14 protein-coding genes and 2 pseudogenes are annotated in these 19016 nt (G+C 70.1%); 8 read left to right on the forward strand and 8 right to left on the reverse strand.

Annotated elements, in window-relative coordinates; all coding sequences use genetic code 11:
- The first annotated feature begins 9 nt into the window (after positions 1–9).
- The 3 genes and pseudogenes from J7E97_RS05320 to J7E97_RS05330 all read left to right on the forward strand — a co-directional run bounded on the left by J7E97_RS05320 (position 10) and on the right by J7E97_RS05330 (position 3541).
- Complete coding sequence (locus J7E97_RS05320; RefSeq protein ID WP_215022855.1) at positions 10–768, forward strand: hypothetical protein; 759 nt, start codon at positions 10–12, stop codon at positions 766–768.
- 622 nt (positions 769–1390) lie between these two features.
- Positions 1391–2702, forward strand: a pseudogene (locus tag J7E97_RS05325) (RHS repeat domain-containing protein); the annotation flags it as partial.
- A gap of 77 nt (positions 2703–2779) precedes the next feature.
- Positions 2780–3541: a hypothetical protein gene (locus tag J7E97_RS05330; protein ID WP_215022857.1), complete on the forward strand. Its 762-nt coding sequence runs from the start codon at positions 2780–2782 to the stop codon at positions 3539–3541.
- A 10-nt stretch (positions 3542–3551) separates the two neighbouring features.
- Here J7E97_RS05330 and J7E97_RS05335 read toward each other — a convergent pair.
- Positions 3552–4439, reverse strand: a pseudogene (locus J7E97_RS05335) (transposase); the annotation flags it as partial.
- Positions 4440–4681: 242 nt separating this feature from the next.
- On the opposite strand from J7E97_RS05335, the gene J7E97_RS05340 reads away from it, so the two are divergent.
- The gene (locus J7E97_RS05340) at positions 4682–5908 is read left to right on the forward strand and encodes a winged helix DNA-binding domain-containing protein (protein ID WP_215022859.1); all 1227 of its coding nucleotides are present in this window, start codon (positions 4682–4684) and stop codon (positions 5906–5908) included.
- Positions 5909–5965: 57 nt separating this feature from the next.
- A complete protein-coding gene (locus J7E97_RS05345; protein ID WP_374224114.1) occupies positions 5966–7846 on the forward strand; it encodes an AMP-binding protein in 1881 nt (626 codons plus the stop codon).
- Between the two features lie 53 nt (positions 7847–7899).
- Here J7E97_RS05345 and J7E97_RS05350 read toward each other — a convergent pair whose 3' ends face one another.
- On the reverse strand, positions 7900–8394 hold the full coding sequence (locus tag J7E97_RS05350) for a glutathione peroxidase (RefSeq protein ID WP_215022862.1): 495 nt from the start codon (positions 8392–8394) through the stop codon (positions 7900–7902).
- Positions 8395–8435: 41 nt separating this feature from the next.
- The gene (locus J7E97_RS05355; RefSeq protein WP_215022863.1) at positions 8436–9275 is read right to left on the reverse strand and encodes a hypothetical protein; all 840 of its coding nucleotides are present in this window, start codon (positions 9273–9275) and stop codon (positions 8436–8438) included.
- Positions 9276–9530: 255 nt separating this feature from the next.
- Between J7E97_RS05355 and gcl the strand changes: the two genes are divergently transcribed.
- Positions 9531–11318, forward strand: a complete 1788-nt coding sequence (gene gcl / locus J7E97_RS05360; protein WP_251053876.1) for a glyoxylate carboligase — start codon at positions 9531–9533, stop codon at positions 11316–11318.
- A 100-nt stretch (positions 11319–11418) separates the two neighbouring features.
- On the opposite strand, the gene J7E97_RS05365 is transcribed toward gcl, so the two are convergent.
- The 5 genes from J7E97_RS05365 to J7E97_RS05385 all read right to left on the reverse strand — a co-directional run bounded on the left by J7E97_RS05365 (position 11419) and on the right by J7E97_RS05385 (position 18137).
- Entirely contained in the window at positions 11419–13584 is a 2166-nt protein-coding gene (locus J7E97_RS05365; RefSeq protein WP_215022865.1) for a tetratricopeptide repeat protein, read from the reverse strand.
- A gap of 68 nt (positions 13585–13652) precedes the next feature.
- A complete protein-coding gene (locus J7E97_RS05370) occupies positions 13653–14141 on the reverse strand; it encodes a hypothetical protein (protein WP_215022867.1) in 489 nt (162 codons plus the stop codon).
- Between the two features lie 482 nt (positions 14142–14623).
- Positions 14624–16081, reverse strand: coding sequence for a catalase (locus J7E97_RS05375; RefSeq protein ID WP_215022928.1), 1458 nt, complete (start codon positions 16079–16081; stop codon positions 14624–14626).
- Between the two features lie 248 nt (positions 16082–16329).
- The gene (locus tag J7E97_RS05380) at positions 16330–17229 is read right to left on the reverse strand and encodes a 2-hydroxy-3-oxopropionate reductase (RefSeq protein WP_215022869.1); all 900 of its coding nucleotides are present in this window, start codon (positions 17227–17229) and stop codon (positions 16330–16332) included.
- 74 nt (positions 17230–17303) lie between these two features.
- Positions 17304–18137, reverse strand: a complete 834-nt coding sequence (locus tag J7E97_RS05385) for a TIM barrel protein (protein ID WP_215022871.1) — start codon at positions 18135–18137, stop codon at positions 17304–17306.
- A gap of 182 nt (positions 18138–18319) precedes the next feature.
- On the opposite strand from J7E97_RS05385, the gene J7E97_RS05390 reads away from it, so the two are divergent.
- Together J7E97_RS05390 and J7E97_RS05395 are read left to right on the forward strand one after the other, a co-directional pair.
- The gene (locus J7E97_RS05390; protein ID WP_215022873.1) at positions 18320–18571 is read left to right on the forward strand and encodes a thiamine-binding protein; all 252 of its coding nucleotides are present in this window, start codon (positions 18320–18322) and stop codon (positions 18569–18571) included.
- Complete coding sequence (locus J7E97_RS05395) at positions 18568–18966, forward strand: helix-turn-helix domain-containing protein (RefSeq protein WP_215022875.1); 399 nt, start codon at positions 18568–18570, stop codon at positions 18964–18966. Before J7E97_RS05390 ends, J7E97_RS05395 begins: the two co-directional genes overlap by 4 nt.
- The last annotated feature ends 50 nt before the right edge of the window (positions 18967–19016 follow it).

The following is a 19016-nucleotide window of genomic DNA, read 5'->3' on the forward strand; positions in this document are numbered from 1 at the left end:
GGCATGCGGATGAAACTCACCATCGGCGACGAATGGACCGCGACGGTGACGGGCGAGCCGCTGAGCATCACCCCGCGTTTCGATTTTTGGGACCTCACCGTGTCGATCACGACGTACGCGAGCGTCGAGGAACGCGGGCGGTTCCTTCTGGACACTTTCGGGAGCCATCCATGGTTGTGGGATACGCCCGACGAACTCCACTTCGATCGGGTCAGCCGGAATCTGGTCGGGGCGGAGTTCCAGATCGCCGTCGGGTCCGCTGACGCCGAGGACTGGGCGCGTGTTCCCGCTACACCTCTCGTCCACCCAGGTGGCCTGCGCGCGGACGAAGCCCGGGACTTCCGTCTGGAGGTGACCACGGAGCTGTGCCGTGCACCCGCGGACAGCGAGCTGACCTGTCTGCGTGACCTCGACGTCCTCGACGAGGCGCTGGAGGCCCGGATCGGCATCGCCTCCGACGTGGCGCTCCTGGTCCAGCAAGGAACCGTCGTCGGGTGGAGCCTCACGGATCCCGCGCGATACCTGACCACCGGCTTCGCCGTTCCCGACGAGGCACCCCCCGCCCCGGCCACCCGGCTCCTGCTCACCGAATGCCTGGACCTCCTCACCACGCCGTGGCTCGACGAGGTGAGGCGTCGTGATCCGGCCGCCCTGGCTGGCCTCCGGGACCTCCACCACCGTCTGCGTGACCAGCGCGAGGATCGCCACCGTATCGATGCCCTGACCATGAAGATCGCCGACTTGATGGCGGACTACGGGAACCGGTGACGGCCGGCCGGGGCAGTCGAGGCGTACCGACCGCACCAGCAGGAGGGCGACGCGTTCCTCCTCTCCATCGACGACACCGGGTCGTTGAGGTCTCCCCTTGCCGGGTATCCGTGTGCGGTGTGGGGGCGAAGCCGGGCGGTGGTGGTGGGAGGTAGGTGTCCGCCGGGGCGGCGGGCTCTGCGGGGGACGCCGAACAGGGAGTCAGCTGGGCTTGTCGCGGCGGACGCGAGGCGCCAGCTTCCAGTCGGTTCTCCCCAGCGACTCCCCCAGTAAGTAGATGGTTCCAACGAGTGTGGGTGCAAAGAGAATTGCTGCCCAGGCAGAAATCTTCTTGAAGTCGTCACCCTCACACCGCTGACCTGCGGGAATCGGCTGCACAGGCGGACTGACTTGCAGCGATCGACCTTTCCGCGTCTTTCACCCTGCTGCCCGTTCGTGCAGCCGATTCCCCCCAGCCGCTCCCCAATGGAGCCTCATTCCCCCCAGGCTCACCCCAACGGACACTGTCTCGCCAAGAGGGGCACCGCAGTTCAGGGGCCGTCCTCCGTTGCTCACGACAGGTTGCTCAGGGGGAGTGGCAGCGGGCGGGAGCAGGTGGCAAGGCGGGGCCGGAGGGCCTCCGAGGCTGACCAACGCCCTGGGACAGCGGATCGCGTACGAGCGGGACGAGCTGGGCCGCATCGTCCGCAAGGATGCGGCCGGCGCGGTCACGACCTTCGAGTACGACATCTTCGGCCGACTCGCGCACGCGGTCGGACCCGATGGAACCCTGACCCCGGTTGCGTGACAAGGCGGGCCGAGTCCGATCCGAGAACGTCGACGGACGAGAAATCACGTACGCCTACACGAGGTGGGACGGCGTGTGGCACGGACGACTGCGACCGGCTCGCAGAGCAGCTGGAGCCATGACGCTGCAGGCCGGCGCACTGGCGTCAGCGTCGCGGGCCGCACCGTCGGATTTCGCTACGACGCGGCCGGCCGAGAACTCGAACGTCTCATAGGGGGCGCAGTCACCCTCAGTAGCACATGGGACGAGCTCGGTAGGATTACCGCCCGAACGGTGACTGGCGGAGACGGGCGGTTGGTCCAGCGGCGCAGCTACGCGTACCGGTCAGGCGGCCATCTCATCGGTATGGAGGATCACCTGTCGGGCGCACGGCGGTTCGACCTCGACCCGGTCGGCCGCGTGACCGCCGTCCACGCCGACGCGTGGACCGAGAGTATGCCTATGACGCCGCGGGCAACCAGGTTTCGGCCTCGTGGCCGCCCTCCCACCCGGGAGGTGAGGAGGCCACCGGCACCCGCTGCTACGAAGGCACCCGGCTCGTCCGCGCGGGAAGGGTCCGCTACGAGTACGAGCGCTGGGCCGCGTTACCCTCCGGCAGAAGCCCCGGCTCTCCCGCAAGCCCGACACGTGGCGCTACACATGGGACGCCGAGGACCGCCTCACGGCAGTGACCACCCCGGACGGCGTGCTGTGGCGGTACACGTACGACCCGCTGGGTCGACGCACCTCCAAGCGACGCCTTTCGTCCGAAGGCACCGCTCTTGCCGAGGAGGTTCTCTTCACGTGGGACGACAGCGTGCTGTGCGAACGGTCCACGCGCAGTGCTGGCTCCGACAGCGTGATCCTCACGTGGGAACACGAGGGACTCCACCCCCTGAGCCAGGTGGAGCGCATACGCAACGCCGCGCAGGAGGACGTGAACGAACGGTTCTTCGCCATCGTCACAGACCTGATCGGCACGCCGACCGAGCTGATCGACGAGCATGGCGAGATCGCCTGGCGGACCAGCTCCACTCTGTGGGGGACCACGAGCTGGAACCGCGACGTATGCGCGTACACGCCACTCCGCTTTCCGGGACAGTACTTCGACCCTGAAACGGGACTGCACTACAACTACTTCCGGTACTACGACCCGGAGCCCGGACGTGATCGTCGAGGGGCGCATTCCCAAGTCGAAGGGCGATGGCTTCCTCCCGTCCGCGGAGCAACTCAGATAGGACACGGATGGACATCAAGTTCGAGGGCGGTGTCATCGCCGGCTCGGTACCGGGGCAGATGAAGTCCGTGCCGCGGTTCTCGCTCGGCGGGCGGTTCGTGGTCGTCTCGCCGTACGAGGACCGGTGGGGCCGGGAGAAATTCATCGGGGCGACCTTCGGCAGCATGGACTGGCTGTGGGAAGGCGATGACGAGATCCGTTTCGACAAGGAGACGAGGGATCTGGCGGGCGTCATGGTCGCGCTTCCCGAGGAGGAGGACCCGGCCTGGGACGGGAGCGCATGGCTGCGGCTTCGGCAGGAGACCGCCGGTGCGAGGGCGGGGACGGTGGAGGACTTCTCGGCCCGGCCGGTGGATGTGCGGTGGGTGGCGCCTGGTGCGAAGGCCGTCGTCTGCGCGTATTCCGCTTTCATCTCCGATCCCTCGGGGCTGCGTCGCCTGCGGGTGGCGCCGGGCTTCGACCTCGTGGCCGCCGCCGACGGGACGTACGCCGGCTGGATTCTGGAAAGTCCTGCGGACTGTGTGGTGGAAGCCTTCGAGGACGCCACGCCCGGCCCTGCGCCGGCGGCCTTCAGGGAGGCGCTTGCCGAGTTCCTCGATCTGTTCGTCGAGCCGGGGATCGACATGATGCAGGACGAGGATCCCGCGCTCCTCGTACGGCTCGAAGCCTTGCTCGCTCGCGTCTCGGCTCTGCCGCCCGACCCGCGCCACGACACGATGCGTACGTGGATGCTGCAGGTTCGGGAGGATTGGTACGCGATCGCTGGATGAACGCTCACATGCCCTGGGGAGCGTGTTCGCCGTGGATCGATGTGCCGGATGACTTCGTGGTGGGGGCGAGACCGGTGTAGGAGGCGGGGTGGGCGGCGCTGGGGAAGCCGGTGCCGTGGACGACGGTGCCCAGCAGGAAGGCGGCGGTCCTGACGCCGACACCGGGCATCGAGGTCAGGACCTTGGAAAGAGGATGGGCCGGCCTCCAGCAGGGCGTTGAGCTGGGCTTCCAGTGCCCGGCGCTGTTCGTGGACGGCCGCGAGGGAGCGGGCCAGGGACGGGATCACGGTGCCGAGCATGCCGGTCCCGGGCAGACGACGGTCTGCTCGTCCAGGGCGGTAAAGACGTCGTCGGTCAACCGGTTGGCCATGTGTGGGGCTTTGGGCCTGATGAGCTCGACGAGGCGTCGGCGGCCGGCCTTTCGCAGGGCGCGGTCGGAGATCCGTGGCGGTCCAGCATCCAGGCGACGGCCTGGTGATCGAGGTGGGGGCCTAGGACGCGTTCGAGGCTGGGGGGAACTGAGTGAGGAGGTCGCGTATCCGGTTGCTGGTGCGGGTGGTTTCGGCCGCGAGGTCCGGTCCGGGTCGAAGGCGGTCAGCACGGTGATCTCGGCGGTGATCTCGGCGGTCAGCTCCAGTGAGCGCAGCGCGTGGGGCAGGGTGTGGGCGGCGTCCGCGCTGACTGGGGCGTCCCTCGCGTCGGTCTTCGCCTCGGCTGGGTAGAGATCGGCGATCCGGCGCATGGTCAGGCCCGGCAGGTAGGCGACCTTGCAGCCAGCATCCCGGGCGATGGTCAGGGGCAAGGCGCCGATGGAGGCGGGCTGGTCCACGATCAGCAGCACGGTGCCGAACTTCGCGGCCAGCTTGTCGAAGAGGGCCGCCCACGTCTTCGGTGTCGAACACCGCGTCTCTTCCACGGAGTTGAATTGGCCGTAGGTCTGGGCCGCCCGCTGGTCGCGCGTCACCCGGCCTGCGGCCGGCGGCTGCGTGGAGCCGCGCAGGTGGTTCGGTGACGGTCTTCCTTTGGAGAGTTCGGCTCGGTCCGTTTCCATGGTTGTGCTCGCGGGTGCGCACGGGTCGCGCCGCCCGCGGGGCCGGGTTGCGGACAGAAGGTGTCCGCGAGGGGGGCTACGTTGCTGTCATGGCCTCCAGGACGACGTACCCCGTGCTCGATACCCGTTCACTGAACCGCGCCACGCTCGAACGCCAGCTGCTGCTGGGTCGTGCGCAGATGTCCGCGCGGGATGCCGTCCAGCACCTTCTGGGGCTGCAAGCGCAGAACGTGAAGCCGCCCTACTTCCAGCTCCACGCGCGCCTCGCCGGGTTCCGGCCCGCCGAGCTCGCCGGGCTGATGGAATCCCGGGAGGTGGTGCGGATGGTCACCATGCGGTCCACCATCCACACCCATACGGTCCACGACGCGCTCACCTTGCGGCCCCTCGTCCAGCCCGCCCGCGACCGGGAGGTGAACTACTTCCGCAAGGGCTTGGTGGGAGTCGACCTGGACCGACTGGCCGGGCGCGCGCGGACGTTCCTGGAGGAGGAACCGCGCACGATGGCCGAGATCCGCGAGGAGCTGCTCGAGGAGTGGCCCGACGCCGACCCCCAGTCGTTGTCCGTCGCCGCGCGCTGCCTGCTGCCACTCGTGCAGGTCACCCCGCGCGGGGTGTGGGGCAGGAGCGGGCAGGTACGGCTCGCCACCCTTGGTGAGTGGACGAAGGGGAGCCGGACGGACGCCACCCATGCCGCCGCCGCCACCCATGCCGCCGACGCCGCCCGTGCCGCCGCCGCCACCCAAGGCATCGCCGCCGCCCAGGCCATTGCCGCCGCCCAGGCCATCGACGAAGTCGTCCTGCGCTATCTCCGCGCCTTCGGGCCCGCCTCCGTCAAGGACATGCAGACCTGGGCCGGCCTCACCCGGTTGCGCGAGCCCTTCGAGCGGTTGCGGCCGCGGCTGGCCGTCTTCCAGGACGAGAACGGCGTCGAGCTCTTCGACCTGCCCGACGCGCCCCGCCCCGACGCCGAGACGCCCGCCCCGCCGCGCTTCCTCCCCGAGTTCGACAACCTGCTCCTCTCCCACACCGACCGCTCCCGCGTGGTCGCCCCCGAGCTCAAGGGCCGCACCTGGTCGGGCAACCAGGCCCACTGCGCGCTGCTCCTCGACGGCTTCCTCGCCGGCCTGTGGAAGCTCGACGGCGCCACCCTCACCGTCGAATTGTTCCCCTCCGCCTACGGGGCCGCCTCCAAGGCGCTCAAGGCCGAGATCGTCGCGGAGGGAGAGGTGCTCCTCGCCGTCATGGCCGAGGAGCAGCTCGCCGGTGCCGACCGCGCCACCGGCAACGTCCGCTTCGGGTCGATCCGCGGCTGACGCCGCTCTGGTGGCCCGTACTCCGGACACGGCACGATGCCTGCCATGACCGAGAACATGTCGAACCCGTCGAACCCGTCGAACCCCTCGAAGACCTCGGCCCCGTCGGCCCCGTCGAAGACCTACCCGACGTACCCGACCTACCCGACGCACCCGCCCCACGCGAACCCCGACGCCACCGCCCGGTTCCTCGCCGCCCGCGATTTCCTGTTGGAACACCGCGGCGACTACGCGGCCGCCCGCGCCGGATTCACTTGGCCCCGGCCCGAGCGCTTCAACTGGGCCCTCGACTGGTTCGACCACATCGCCGCCGGGAACGAGGCCGACGCCCTGCGGATCGTCGAGGAGGACGGCACCAGCCACGCCGTCTCCTTCGAGCAGATGAGCGTCCGGTCCGACGCGGCCGCCAACTGGCTGCGCGCCCAGGGCGTCGCCCCCGGCGACCGGATCCTCGTCATGCTCGGCAACCAGCGCGAGTTGTGGGAGGTGATGCTCGGCGCCATGAAGCTGCGCGCCGTCGTCATCCCGGCGACCCCGCTGCTCGGCCCCGCCGACCTCCGCGACCGCATCGAGCGCGGCAACGTGCGCCACGTCATCGCGCGGGCCGAGGACACCGCCAAGTTCGACGGGGTACCCGGCGCGTACACCCGCATCGCCGCCGGCCCCGAGATCCCCACCGGATGGCGGCGCCTGGAGGACATGTACGGGGATACGCCCACCCACGCGGATACGCCCACCCACGCGGCCCACGCGGATGCGCCCACCCAGGCGGATACGGATCCGCGCGCCGACACGGGCGCGCACACCGCGGCCGGCCGCTTCACCCCGGACGGCGAGACCCTCGCCACCGACCCCCTGATGCTCTACTTCACCTCCGGCACCACCGCCCGGCCCAAGCTCGTGGAGCACACGCACGCCTCGTACCCCATCGGGCACCTCTCCACCATGTACTGGCTCGGCCTGCGCCCCGGCGACGTGCACCTCAACATCGCCTCGCCCGGCTGGGCCAAACACGCCTGGTCCAACCTCTTCGCACCGTGGAACGCCGGCGCCACCGTCTTCGTCCACAACTACGCGCGCTTCGACCCGGAGCGGCTCATGGCCGAGATGGACCGGCACGGCGTGACGACCTTCTGCGCCCCGCCCACCGTGTGGCGGATGCTGATCCAGTCCGACCTCGGCGCGCTGCGCACCCCGCCGCGCGAGGCCGTCGCCGCCGGAGAGCCGCTCAATCCGGAGGTCATCGAAAAGGTCCGCGAGGCGTGGGGCGTCACCATCCGCGACGGCTTCGGCCAGACGGAGACCACCCTCCAGGCCGGCAATTTCCCCGGTGCGCCCGTCAAACCGGGCTCGATGGGCCGCCCGGCCCCCGGCTACGAGATCGTCCTGCTGGACCCGGTCACCGGCAAGGAATCCCCCGACGAGGGCGAACTGTGCGTCGCGCTCGGCCCCCGTCCCGCCGGAGTGATGACCGGCTACCGCGACGACCCCGAGCGCACCGCCGAGGCCATGGCCGACGGGCTCTACCGCACCGGCGACATCGCCTCGCGCGACGCCGACGGCTACCTCACCTACGTGGGTCGCGCCGACGACGTCTTCAAGGCCTCCGACTACAAGATCAGCCCGTTCGAGCTGGAGAGCGCCCTGCTGGAACACGAGGCGGTCGCCGAAGCCGCCGTGGTCCCGGCCCCGGACGCGCTGCGCCTCGCCGTCCCGAAGGCGTACGTCACGCTCGCCGCGGGCTGGCAGCCGGGCCCGGAGACGGCCCGCGTGCTGTTCGAGCACTCCCGCGCGGTGCTGTCCCCGTACAAGAGGATCCGCCGCATCGAGTTCGGCGAGCTTCCGAAGACCGTGTCCGGCAAGATCCGCCGGGTGGAGCTGCGCGAGCTCACCGCGGCGGGCTCGGCGGGGGAGTACGACGAGGCGGACCTCGGCTGACCCGATCGGTACGGGGCCGCGCGCACGCGGCGGCCCCGTACCGTCAGCGGGTGCTACGCGGAGGCCGGCAGCAGGGCCTCGATGGCCGCGACCAGCTCGGGGGCTTCCGGCTCGGTGCGCGGGCGGAAGCGGCCCACGACCTCACCGGCGGGGGAGATCAGGAACTTCTCGAAGTTCCACGTGATGTCGCCGGCCTCGCCCTCGGCGTCCGGGATCTTCACGAGCTCCTGGTACAGCGGGTGCCGGTTCTCGCCGTTGACCTCGGACTTCTCCAGCATCGGGAAGGTGACACCGAAGCCGGCCGCGCAGAAGGTCTGGATGTCATCGGCGTTGCCCGGCTCCTGCCCGCCGAACTGGTTGCAGGGGACACCGATGACGGTGAAGCCCTTCTCCTCGTACTTGAACTGCAGCCGGGCCAGACCCGAGTACTGAGGGGTGAGACCGCACTGCGAGGCGGTGTTCACGAGCAGGATCGCCTTGCCCTTGTGCGCGGCGAGGCTGGTGGGCTCGTCGGACAGGGTGGTCAGCGGGATGTCGTACAGGCTCATCAAGCTCTCCTCGGCAGAAAGTCACGTAATACGCCCCGAGCCTAGGCCCCCGTCCCGACGAGCTCGTCCGCCGGGTCGTTGACCGGTTGCGGCATGCCCGTGAGGTCCATGACGAACAGCGGTATCCCCAGGTCGTCCGCGCGTGCGCGCGCGTCCGGTGTATATCCGGCGAGCGCGAAGTAGACGCTGGTCGCGGAGGCCGTGAGCCCGTTCAGCCAGACGCACTCCACCGCCCGCAGCCCGGCCGGGGCCGTCGTCGGGTCCACCTGGGCGACCAGACCCGGGGCGCGCAGGTCGACCGCCGCCGACGGGTTCGGCCGGCCGTCGGGCTGGCGCACGTCCGGGAAGCCGAGCCAGCGCAGGTACAGCGCGGCCGTGGACACCGCGTCCCGGGCGGTACGGATGGTCACGGGGCGGAACGCGGGACGCCGCGCGTGCGCGTCCGCCGGGGTGGGATCCCGGCCCGGAACCGCCGAATCCGGAATCGTCGGGTCTGGAGTCGCTCGGTCTGGAGCCGCTCGGTCTGGAGTCGCTAGGTCTGGAACCGCTCCAAACCCGCCCGCAAACCCAGCCGCCAACCCGTCCGCATCTGCGCCCGCACCCCCGCCCGCCGGCTCCAGCGGGTGCACCGGAACCACCAGCACCGTCCCGCACGATCCGCACCCCACCTCCGGGTGCGGCCAGTCGCCCTCCCGCCCGCAGGCCGCGCACCGCACCGTCACCCAGCTGTCCGACCAGGTGCGGTGGATCAGCTCCCGGGGCGGCGCCGCCAGGTCGAGGGGCGGGATGACCGGGCTGCCGCAGGCGCAGGGGAACACCGGAGCCGTGTAGTCGTTCTCGTGCAGGCACGCCGGGCAGCGCACCGGTACAGCATCCGCCATGAGACCTGGCCCCCTCCGTCGCTGAGCGTGAGGCCATGCTCCACCACGCGCGACCGCCGGGGCGGGCAGACCCCCGATTTTCAGTCGAGACATGGTTCTTCGTACAACTCACCGACCGAGACGTGGCTTTTGGTGGGTTCCGGGCTGCCGGACCGCCTTGACGTGCGCGAGGTCGCGCCTTAGCTTGTTCCGTATAGCAGAACAAAACTTCCGGATTACGGAAAAGCCTGACCGCCAGACCCGCAGGAGAACTCGATGCCTCGTATGACAGCCGCCGCCGCTGCAGTGGAGATCCTCAAGCGTGAGGGCGTTTCGCAAGCGTTCGGCGTGCCCGGCGCTGCGATCAACCCGTTCTACCGCGAGCTCAAGAACGTCGGTGGCATCAACCACACCCTCGCCCGCCACGTCGAGGGCGCCTCGCACATGGCCGAGGGCTACACCCGTACGCACGCCGGCAACATCGGTGTGTGCATCGGTACCTCCGGCCCCGCCGGCACCGACATGATCACCGGTCTGTACTCGGCCATCGCGGACTCGATCCCGATCCTGTGCATCACCGGTCAGGCTCCGGTCGCCAAGCTCCACAAGGAAGACTTCCAGGCCGTCGACATCGCGTCGATCGCCAAGCCGGTCACCAAGAAGGCGACCACCGTCCTGGAGGCCGCGCAGGTCCCGGGCGTGTTCCAGGAGGCCTTCTACCTGATGCGCTCCGGCCGCCCCGGCCCGGTCCTCATCGACCTGCCGATCGACGTCCAGCTGACCGAGATCGAGTTCGACCCGGACCTGTACGAGCCGCTGGCCGTCCACAAGCCGGCCGCGACCCGCAAGCAGGCGGAGAAGGCCATCCAGCTCCTGCTGGAGTCCGAGCGTCCGCTGCTCGTCGCCGGTGGCGGCATCATCAACGCCGACGCCTCCGACCTGCTGGTCGAGTTCGCCGAGCTCATCGGCGTCCCGGTCATCTCCACCCTCATGGGCTGGGGCGTCATCCCGGACGACCACGAGCTCGCCGCCGGCATGGTCGGTGTGCAGACCTCGCACCGCTACGGCAACGCGACGTTCCTGGAGTCGGACTACGTCCTGGGCATCGGCAACCGCTGGGCCAACCGTCACACCGGTTACAACCTGGACGCGTACCTCGGCGACCGCAAGTTCGTCCACGTGGACATCGAGCCCACCCAGATCGGCAAGATCTTCGCCCCCGACCTCGGCATCGTCTCCGACGCCAAGGCCGCGCTGGAGATCTTCATCGAGGTCGCCAAGGAGCTCAAGGCCGAGGGCAAGCTGCCCGACTACAGCGCCTGGGTCGCCTCGCACCTGGAGCGCAAGGGCTCGCTGCAGCGCCGTACGCACTTCGACAACATCCCCATGAAGCCGCAGCGCGTCTACGAGGAGATGAACAAGGCCTTCGGCCCGGAGACGCGCTACGTCACCACCATCGGCCTCTCCCAGATCGCCGGCGCGCAGATGCTGCACGTCTTCAAGCCGCGCCACTGGATCAACTGCGGCCAGGCCGGCCCGCTCGGCTGGACCATCCCGGCCGCGCTGGGCGTCGCCACCGCCGACCCGCAGACCCCCGTCGTCGCCCTCTCCGGCGACTACGACTTCCAGTTCATGCTGGAGGAGCTGGCGGTCGGTGCGCAGCACAAGATCCCTTACGTCCACGTCCTCGTGAACAACGCCTACCTGGGCCTGATCCGTCAGGCTCAGGGCGGTCTGGGCATCAACTTCGAGGTCAACCTCGAGTTCGAGAACATCAACTCCCCCGAGCTCGGCGTCTACGGCGTCGACCACGTCAAGGTCGTCGAGGGTCTCGGCTGCAAGGCGATCCGCGTGACGGACCCGAACGAGCTGGGTGCCGCCCTCGAGGAGGCCAAGAAGCTCGCCGCCGAGTTCAGCGTCCCGGTGGTCGTCGAGGCCATCCTGGAGCGCGTCACCAACATCTCGATGAGCAAGACGGTCGACATGAGCGACGTCACCGAGTTCGAAGAGATCGCGACCGAGCCGGGCCACGCCCCGACCGCGATCCGCCCGATCACCGCCTAGCAGTCCCGCAAGGCTGGTCCAGCACCACACGACGGCCCCTGTTCCTCCTTCCCGGAGGCGGACAGGGGCCGTTTCGCGTTCCCCACGGCTCGCCCCGCGCCTATCCGCTCCGCGTGTACGGAGCCCAGCGGGCCAGTTCCTCGCGGGTGGCGGCCGTGTCCGGATGGGCGGGCCCCAGTACGCGCACCTGTTCGTTCAACAGATGCGTGAGGGAGGTCGCGGCCCCGACCGGGTCTCCGGCCCGGCCGCGCCAGTGCGCGTGGCCGAAGTGGGCGCCGAAGACGTCGGACCAGTCCGGGCGGTTCCTGACCAGCATCCCGAGGGCGGCCGACCATCGCGGGAGCCGGGGACCGCCCTGCGGGGCCAGGTGGCGCAGCAGATCGTGCAGGAGCGCCTCGTAGGCGATGGCGGCCCCGTAGGCGTCCCCGGCCTCGCCCAGCAGGCTCGCCGCCCGCACGCGGGTGTCGACGACGTCCGAATAGCCGGGCCCGTACTGGCGGGCCTGGAGCGGGGCGAGTTCGGCGTAGGCGGCGGCCGCCCCCGCCGGATCCCCGGCCCGGGCGCGCCAATGGCCCAGGGCGGCACGCGTGGAGAAGGTGTGCTCGTGGGCGGGATCCACGGCCTGGACCAGTTCGCCGAGGAGCGCGGCGTGCGCGGCCGCGGCTCCGGCCGCGTCCCCGGCCTCGCCCTGCCAGTGGGCGAGGCGTTTGCGTGCGCTGTAGAACACGGAGGACTTCGGCCCGTGGCGGCGCAGGGCTTCGTCCGCCAGTTGCCGGAAGTGGCTCTGGGCAGCCTCCGGCCCGTCCGCCTCACCCAGCAGCTCACCCATGCGCAAGAGCACTTCGTGCGCGCCGGAAGGGTGGTCGGAGCCGAGGCTCGTGTCCCAGTGGGGGGTCGTCGACCAGAGGGCCGACCCGTCGAGTTCCTGGGACAGGCCGACGGCGCGGACCAGGAACGGGGTGAAGGCGGGGTCGTCCCGGAACCGGGAGCCGGCTTCCACCAGCGCCGAGGCGGCGGTCCAGTAGGGGACGCGGGCGGCCGGGGCCTCGCGCGTCGCCCGTTGGAGCACCGGGTGTACGCGTACGGCGCGGTAGGTGTCCGCCGGAAGGTATTCGATCAGGCAGAGGCGGTCGAGGACCTCGAGCGCGGTCCTGACGTCTTCGACGTGGACCGGGACCACGTCGGCGGCCGTCGCCGCGCGGTAGTGCTCCAGGTACCGCAGGACCGCGGGGCCGGTGAAGACGGCCTCGGGAGCCCCCTCGGGCGGCAGCACCGAGGCGAGTTCCAGCAGCGGGCGCACGTGCCCGCCCGTCCGCGGGGTCCGCTCGGCCCGGTCCAGTGACTCCCGCCAGGCCTCGTGCAGCGACAGCGGCTGCCCGTCGGGCAGTGCGCCCGGGCCGGGCACGAGCTCGGCCAGGGTCCCGCCGGTGCCCGGCCGCAGTAGCCGGGCGTACTCCGCGCAGTCGATGCCCGCACCGACGAGGTGGGCCGCCGCCTGGGCCAGCGCGAGCGGAAGCCGGCCCAGCCCCCGCGCGAGCTCCTCCAGCTCCCCGGGCCGGCCGCTGCGGCCGCCGACGGCGAGCGCGTCGCGGAGATGAGCCGTGGCCTCGGTCTGCGTGAAACCCCCGACGGGGACCACCCAGCGGCCCGCTCCCGGCTGTGCGAGGTCCCGACGGCTGGTGGTGACGAGGGTGCGGCCGTCCGGGTGTCCCGGGGGCCACAGGCCGCGTACGTCCTCCGGGTCGGCCACGCCGTCCAGCACGACGAGCCAGCGTCGCCGCGGGTCTGCGGGTGCTGGCGTCAGCCATGCGAGGAAGGACCGGGCGCCCTGCTCCGGCGCGGTGGTTTCGAAGCCGGTGATTTCGGCGGCGGCCTGGGCGTAGGCGGCCACGACCGCCTCGCGGTCCGTGGCCGTGACCCAGAGGAGCAGGTCGAGCCGGCCCTCGTCCCACGCTGCGCGGGCGAGGCGGGCCGCCTGTTGCGTCTTGCCCACTCCCGCGGTGCCGACCAGCACTCCGCAGCGGACCGTCGGGCCCAAGAGCCCGTCGAGGGCGGGGCGGTGCTGGAAGCCGCGCGCGGCCGCGGGCACCGTCCCGACCTGGAGCGGCCAGGAGGCGGGAGCGCGCGAGGCGGCGTAGTAGGAGACGTGGTCGGCGCGGCCGACGGCCATGCCGTAGTGGCCCGCCTGGACGGTGTGCGGGTGTGGCGGACCGGTGAGAGGGGCCGTGGCGCGAGCTCCCGCGGAGTCCGGTGCCTCGGAGTCCACCGCCTCGGTGTGCGGTGACCGGAACTGCGCGGACCCGGTGGAGAAGGGGCTTTCGGTAGCCGGTCCGCTCAGCCCTGTCGCGGAGCCGGCGGGGGAGGGGGGCTCAGCTGGGCACCTCCGTTGATCACCGCGGCGGCGATCGACCCGTGGTCGGCCCGGACGTGCACGTCCCCGCCGACGGCCAGCCCGGCGGCCCCCGCGGACACCCCGGTCGCGTGGGAGTCGAGCAGTGCGCGCAACTCCTCGGCGGCCCGGTCGCGCTGATCGTCCGGGAGGCGCTCCAGCAGACTCTCGAAGCGGGCCTGCCACATGGCCTCCTGCCGGATGCGGGCACGTTCAACCTGCCCTGCCTCTCCGGCGCCGCCCGTGTCCGCCGCCGTGAGCTCGCAGGCGCTGCGGTCCAGCCGTACGAGCTCACCGGTCACGCGCTCGGTGTCACCGCGGCCGAACCATGCGGCCAACTGCCCCCGCAGTCCTTCCCAGGCTTCCGTACCGGCGGCCTGGACCACCGCCGTTCCGCCGGCCGCCGCCAACGCCAACAATGCTTCTGGCAGCACCTGTTGCCCCCTTGTAGTGGATCACCGAGGCCCCGACTCTACCCGGCCCCCCGCCGCCCGGGCACGCCGAAGAGCCGAGTCACGGGACCGTCCGTGACTCGGCTCTTCGAGTGTGTGGTGCTGTTACCGCCCGACGGTACGAGGCTGGCGCGACAGGACGTTCGCACCGCCGGGCGGAGTCTGTGGTGGCGTCGGGCGGAACCCGACGGCCGGGGGAGGTTGTCCTCTATATAGGGGGACTCTGTGCGCGGCCCCGTATATCAGGAATGGCTGGGACCGCGGCGAGCGGCGACGAGAACTTCGGCTTCGTCTCCCTCAGGTCAAGAGACGGGCTTCGGAACCCATTACCACCGCACTGGCTCGCACGCTCGCCACGGTCCTCGTCCTGCCCTCACCGCGTACCACCCCTCATCCGGGTCCGCGGTGCGGGCTCAGCACCCGGAACCTGACCTCCCGTCAGGCCCCCGGTACAGCTGTGCGGCTCAGGCGTCGCGCAGGGCGCGGACGGCCTCCTCGACGCGCTTGCCGTAGTCGGCGTCCGCGGCGTGGAAGTGAGCCAGGTTCTTCTCGATGACGGACTCGATGGTGACCTGCGACAGGCCGCCGGCGATGTTCGCCACCAGACGCTGCTTCGCGTCCTCGGACATCAGGCGGTAGAGCTCACCGGCCTGGAAGAAGTCGTCGTCCTTGGTGTGGGCCGGGGCCTCGTGGGTGCCCGTGTAGCCGGAGACGGCCTTCGGGGCGCCCAGCGCCAGGCCGGTCTCGGCCGGGCCCTGGTACGAGTTGGGCTCGTAGTTCTTGTCGTGGCGCGAGCCGTTGCGCAGCGCCATGACGCCGTCGCGGCCGTAGTTGTCGGCCTTCGTCGCCTTCGGGGCGTTGACCGGGATCAGGGTGTGGTTCACACCGAGGCGGTAGCGCTGGGCGTCGGCGTACGCGAAGAGACGGCCCTGGAGCATCTTGTCCGGCGAGGCGGTGATGCCCGGGACGAAGTTGTTCGGGGAGAAGGCGGCCTGCTCGACCTCGGCGAAGACGTTGTCCGGGTTCCGGTCGAGGACCAGACGGCCCACGCGCTGGAGCGGGTAGTCGCTGTGCGGCCACACCTTGGTGAGGTCGAACGGGTTGAAGCGATAGTCCGCGGCCTCGGCGGCCGGCATGATCTGCACGTAAAGCGTCCACGAGGGGTTCACACCGCGCTCGATGGCCTGGAGCAGGTCGGTCTGGTGCGAGTTCGCGTCCTTGCCGACGAGCTCGGCGGCCTGCTCGCCCGACAGGCAGCGGATGCCCTGGTTCGTCTTGAAGTGGTACTTGACGAAGAAGGCCTCGCCGGACTCGTTCGTCCACTGGTACGTGTGGGAGCCGTAGCCGTTCATGTGGCGGTAGGACGCCGGGATGCCGCGGTCACCCATCAGCCAGGTGATCTGGTGCGTCGCCTCGGGGGCGTGCGCCCAGAAGTCCCAGACGTTGTCCGGCTCCTGCTTGCCCGTGAAGGGGTCGCGCTTCTGGGAGTGGATGAAGTCGGGGAACTTGATCGGGTCCTTGATGAAGAACACCGGGGTGTTGTTGCCGACGAGGTCGTAGTTGCCCTCTTCGGTGTAGAACTTCAGCGCGAAGCCGCGCGGGTCGCGGACCGCGTCCGCGCCACCCAGCGAGTCGGCCACGGTGGAGAACCGCAGGAAGGTCTCGGTCTTCTTGCCGACCGTGTTCAGGAACGCGGCGCTGGTGTACGCGGTGACGTCGTCGGTCACCTCGAAGTGGCCGTACGCGGCGCTGCCGCGGGCGTGCACCACGCGCTCCGGGATGCGCTCGCGGTTGAAGCGGGCGAGCTTCTCCAGGAGCTGCTGGTCCTGGACCAGGAGCGGGCCACCGACGCCGGCGGTAGCGGAGTTCTGGTTGTCGGCGACCGGGGCGCCAGACTCGGTCGTCAGCGTGCGCTTCGACATGGTGACCTTCCGTACGGGGAACTGCTGGCGGAATCCGTCTTCCGTCATGCGGAACAGCCTAATTTCGACATGAACTCGACGTCAACAGTTTGTTGAAAAGAAAGAGGGAGAAGAGGTAATCCGGACGGCGCCGACGCTTGGGCGCGACAGGACAGGTGTCAGCGCCGACGCCATCCGGAAACTCGGGGCCCCCGAAGGGGACTCCCCCGCAGGGGAGTGGAGCCGTGGCCCGCGAGCGGGCCGCGGGATCAGATCTGGGCGCCGGAGAGGCGCTCGACCGCGCGCAGCAGCGCGGAGTGGTCCAGGCCGCCGTCACCCTGGGCACGCAGCGAGGCGACCAGCTGGGCGACGACCGCGCCGACCGGCAGGGCCGCACCGACGTTGCGGGCGGCGTCGGTGACGATGCCCATGTCCTTGTGGTGCAGGTCGATCCGGAAACCGGGCTTGAAGTCGCGGTTCAGGAAGTTGTCCTTCTTGCGGGTCAGGACCGTGGAGCCGGCCAGGCCGCCGTTGAGGACGTCCAGGGCGGCGGCGAGGTTCACGCCCGACTTCTCGAGGAAGACGACGGCCTCGGCGCACGCCTGGATGTTCACCGCGACGATGAGCTGGTTGGCGGCCTTCACCGTCTGGCCGGAGCCGTGCGGACCGCACAGGACGATGGTCTTGCCGAGGGCCTCGAGGACCGGCAGGGCCTCGTCGAAGTCGGCCTGCTCGCCACCCACCATGATCGACAGGACGGCTTCGATGGCGCCGGCCTCGCCGCCGGACACCGGGGCGTCGATGACGCGGATGCCCTTGGCGGCGGCGTTCTTCGCCAGGTCGATCGAGGTCTGGGGGGTGATCGACGACATGTCGATGATCAGCGCACCGGACTTGGCGTTCTCCAGGATGCCGTTCTCACCGTAGGAGATGGCCTCGACCTGCGGGGAGGCGGGCACCATCGTGATGATGATGTCGGCGTCCGCGACGGCGGCGGCGATCGAACCGGCGGCGGAGCCACCGGCCGCGGCGAGGCGGTCCAGCTTGTCCTGCTCCAGCGTGAAGCCGGTGACCGGGTAGCCGGCCTTCAGGAGGTTCTCGGCCATGGGGGAGCCCATGATGCCGAGTCCGATCCAGGCGATCGACGGGAGCGCAGCGGGGTTGCTCATGATGAGGGTCCTTCTCTTAATGCTTTGTACGAAAAGTTCGTGTGTTGCCTGGCTGTTCGCCCGGACTTTTCCGCTTACTTCGCGGCGCGGGCCTCGGCCGGCAGGAACGCGAAGGACGCGGCGGCGTCTGCGGCCTTGTACTCAAGACCGACATAACCGTCGTAACCGGCCTTCTGGAGCTGGTCGAGCAGCTCTTCGAGGGGCAGGTCACCGGTGCCGGGGGCACCTCGTCCCGGCTTGTCCGCGATCTGGACGTGCCCGGTCTTGGCGGCGTACTTTTCGATGACCTCGGAGAGGTCCTCATCGTTCATCGCCAGGTGGTACAGGTCGAGCAGGAACTTGGCGTTGCCGAGGCCGGTGGCCTCGTTCACCTTGTCCACCACCTCGATGCCGGCCGGGGCGCTCACCAGCGGGTAGAGCGGCGACTCGGGCTTGTTGAGGGTTTCGATCAGGAGGATCGCGCCCACGCGGTCCGCGGCCCGGGCCGCCACGACCAGGTTCTTCAGCGCGAGCTCGTCCTGAACGGCCGGGTCCACGCCTTCGACGCGGTTGCCGTAGAGGGCGTTGAGCGCCTTGCAGCCCACCGAGGCGGCGAAGTCCGCCGCCACGTTGATGTTGGCGTTGAAGCGGTCCGACTCCTCACCGGGAACCGACACCGCGCCGCGGTCCGGCCCCGGCAGCTGGCCGGCGTAGAAGTTCAGGCCCACCAGCTGGGTGCCGGCGTCCTCAAGAGCCTTCTTGAGGGCGTCGAGCTCCGCCTGGGCGGGGGTGGGGGTCTCGATCCAGGGCCACCACAGCTCGACCGCCGTGAAGCCCGCTGCGGCGGCAGCCGCGGGACGCTCCAGGAGCGGGAGTTCCGTGAAGAGGATCGAAAGGTTTACATCGAAGCGCTGGTCCGTGTATCCCATGAGGGGTGTGCGCTCCTTCCGTATCGCGGAAGTTAATTTCTGCCTGATGGAAGACTGCAAGCCCGGTGTCGCACTTGTCAAGTACCGGCTCCCGAAAAGTCCTGCTCGCCGACCGCCCGACCGCCACCTCCCCGAGGGGGCGCCATCGCGCCGGGCCTCCTGGTCCGGGTAGCTTGAGCCGCGTGCGATTGAGAGTGGAGTTCACGACCGAGCCCTTCGATCTGGAAGAGGCGCCAGCCCATGCCGTGGCCGCTCGCGAGGTCATTCAGAAGGCCCGACTGGACGCGGTGGACGTCGGCCCGTTCGGCAACACCGCCGAAGGGGAGTCCGAGGACGTACTGAGCGCGGTCGCCGCGCTGCTGCGCGACTCCCTGGAGGCCGGAGCCACGCGCGTCTCGCTCCAGGTCAACGTCATCCGGGAGGACACCCCATGACCGAGCCTCGCGACCACCCCTTCGTCACCGCGGTCAAGCCGCTGGTGGACGCGATGGGCGGCGAGCTGATGGACCCGGCCCTGGCCCAGCCCGACGACGTCGTGCTCGCCTGGGAGGGCCAGGACCTGCTGGCCGTACGGCTTCCGCAGCTCTCGGACTCGCTGGACCACATCCTGGCCGCGCTGGAGCGCCGACACGGCGTACCGTTGTCCCAGCTCGACCGGAAGTCCAAGCAGGACGTCGTACGGATACTCGAGGCGCGCGGCGCCTTTTCCGTACGGCACGGTGTGGAGACGGTCGCGGGGGCCCTGGGCGTAAGCCGTTTCACGGTCTACAACTATTTGAACCGGGACTCGAACACCCCCAAAAGCAACACCGGAACCAACCAAGAGTGAAGCATTCTTGACCCACGGTGACGAGCCGCCGCCCAATTCATCCGGGCGGC

It is taken from the genome of Streptomyces sp. ISL-66 (assembly GCF_018614135.1).
GTDB lineage: Bacteria > Actinomycetota > Actinomycetes > Streptomycetales > Streptomycetaceae > Streptomyces.

What these genes read in the sequence shown, in the direction of transcription:
- J7E97_RS05320 (WP_215022855.1), top strand. Translation starts at nt 10, where the DNA reads ATGAAACTCACCATCGGCGACGAATGGACCGCGACGGTGACGGGCGAG.
- J7E97_RS05330 (WP_215022857.1), top strand. Translation starts at nt 2,780, where the DNA reads ATGGACATCAAGTTCGAGGGCGGTGTCATCGCCGGCTCGGTACCGGGG.
- J7E97_RS05340 (WP_215022859.1), top strand. Translation starts at nt 4,682, where the DNA reads ATGGCCTCCAGGACGACGTACCCCGTGCTCGATACCCGTTCACTGAAC.
- J7E97_RS05345 (WP_374224114.1), top strand. Translation starts at nt 5,966, where the DNA reads ATGTCGAACCCGTCGAACCCGTCGAACCCCTCGAAGACCTCGGCCCCG.
- J7E97_RS05350 (WP_215022862.1), bottom strand. Translation starts at nt 8,394, where the DNA reads ATGAGCCTGTACGACATCCCGCTGACCACCCTGTCCGACGAGCCCACC.
- J7E97_RS05355 (WP_215022863.1), bottom strand. Translation starts at nt 9,275, where the DNA reads ATGGCGGATGCTGTACCGGTGCGCTGCCCGGCGTGCCTGCACGAGAAC.
- gcl (WP_251053876.1), top strand. Translation starts at nt 9,531, where the DNA reads ATGCCTCGTATGACAGCCGCCGCCGCTGCAGTGGAGATCCTCAAGCGT.
- J7E97_RS05375 (WP_215022928.1), bottom strand. Translation starts at nt 16,081, where the DNA reads ATGTCGAAGCGCACGCTGACGACCGAGTCTGGCGCCCCGGTCGCCGAC.
- J7E97_RS05380 (WP_215022869.1), bottom strand. Translation starts at nt 17,229, where the DNA reads ATGAGCAACCCCGCTGCGCTCCCGTCGATCGCCTGGATCGGACTCGGC.
- J7E97_RS05385 (WP_215022871.1), bottom strand. Translation starts at nt 18,137, where the DNA reads ATGGGATACACGGACCAGCGCTTCGATGTAAACCTTTCGATCCTCTTC.
- J7E97_RS05395 (WP_215022875.1), top strand. Translation starts at nt 18,568, where the DNA reads ATGACCGAGCCTCGCGACCACCCCTTCGTCACCGCGGTCAAGCCGCTG.